Here is a 1,005-nt window from a genome sequence, read left to right as displayed (position 1 = left end):
GCGTCGTACTTGTAGKCCAGCATTCCACGCCGGGCGTCGTTGATCGTCTGCAGCTGCCCGCTCGGGTCGTAGGCGTACTCGCGCTGGATGCCGCGCACGCTGGCCGGTGGCGGCGTTCCCGCTTCGCCCTTGCCGGTGATGGGCGTGGCGCCGTACCGTTGCAGCTTCAATCGCCCGGCCCGGTCATAGACGCTGTGCTGCGTCAGCCCATTGCCCTGGATGCGCGCGGTCTCGCGGTGCAGCTTGTCACGCTCGAAGCCCACCAGCCGTCGCGTTGTGAAACGCAATGAATTCATTAAATTTTGGCTTTGCGAATGAAAATTCGTGCGATCAAGGTTCCCAAAAAAAACCACCACCAAGTTCCAAAAACAATAAGTGTCGCCCATGCCCCCCAATAATTTAAATTATTGCCAAGCAGAGAGATTAGCAAAATTACAGGGAAATCTGGAATTGCAAAAAAATAGTAACCCCAACTGCCCTCGTGATTCAAAAGCACAATGGAAAAAGCGGCGACTAGATGCGCGACGGCAAAGAAAATTCCGAATACATTTCGAATATTTATCTGGGAGGGCACGAACTTCATGGGCCACAACTCGGATCATTTTTCTCCGCCTTGGGAGGTAGTTTAATTGCTAACCATATTGACAGAGACGTGGCAAACGAGGTTCCGCTTGAAAATCCAAATCGCTGCGCGCTTACGAGGGCCGAATTACACGAGGTCATGCATGCGGCTCTCGCCACCGCATCGCACTTGTTCAACTCCCTGCAGGTAGCGAAGCATTTGTCATGGCGCTGGCACGATGCATCAGTGTAGTCTGTGGGTGGCAAATAATGATCGGATGGTGCTGAGTAGTTAAACGCCTCTCTTTGGCCGCCAGTCCAATTTGGGCCGCACCAGTTTCCATGAACTATAAATCCCTCATCTTTAGAAGATTTCGAGGCATTTGGAGATAAGCCCTTGGGGTCCAGAAAAGAAATTGGATTTCTTTCTGCATAGCTATAGAC

The 1,005-nt window shown here is 51.9% G+C and carries 2 protein-coding genes; both read right to left on the bottom strand.

The features are described from left to right. Positions 1-287, bottom strand: a 287-nt coding sequence (locus tag AC1D2E_RS35940) for a hypothetical protein (protein ID WP_478201807.1), incomplete at its 3' end; no start/stop codon positions are given. An 8-nt stretch (positions 288-295) separates the two neighbouring features. Beyond that, entirely contained in the window at positions 296-583 is a 288-nt protein-coding gene (locus AC1D2E_RS35935) for a hypothetical protein (protein WP_478201806.1), read from the bottom strand. Between the last annotated feature and the right edge of the window lie 422 nt (positions 584-1,005).

The sequence above is a fragment of the Variovorax sp. P1_H2 genome (assembly GCF_056405295.1).
Note: the sequence above shows the minus strand (reverse complement) of the source record. Positions and strands in the feature narration are given on the sequence as shown.

What these genes read in the sequence shown, in the direction of transcription:
- AC1D2E_RS35935 (WP_478201806.1), bottom strand. Translation starts at nt 583, where the DNA reads ATGAAGTTCGTGCCCTCCCAGATAAATATTCGAAATGTATTCGGAATT.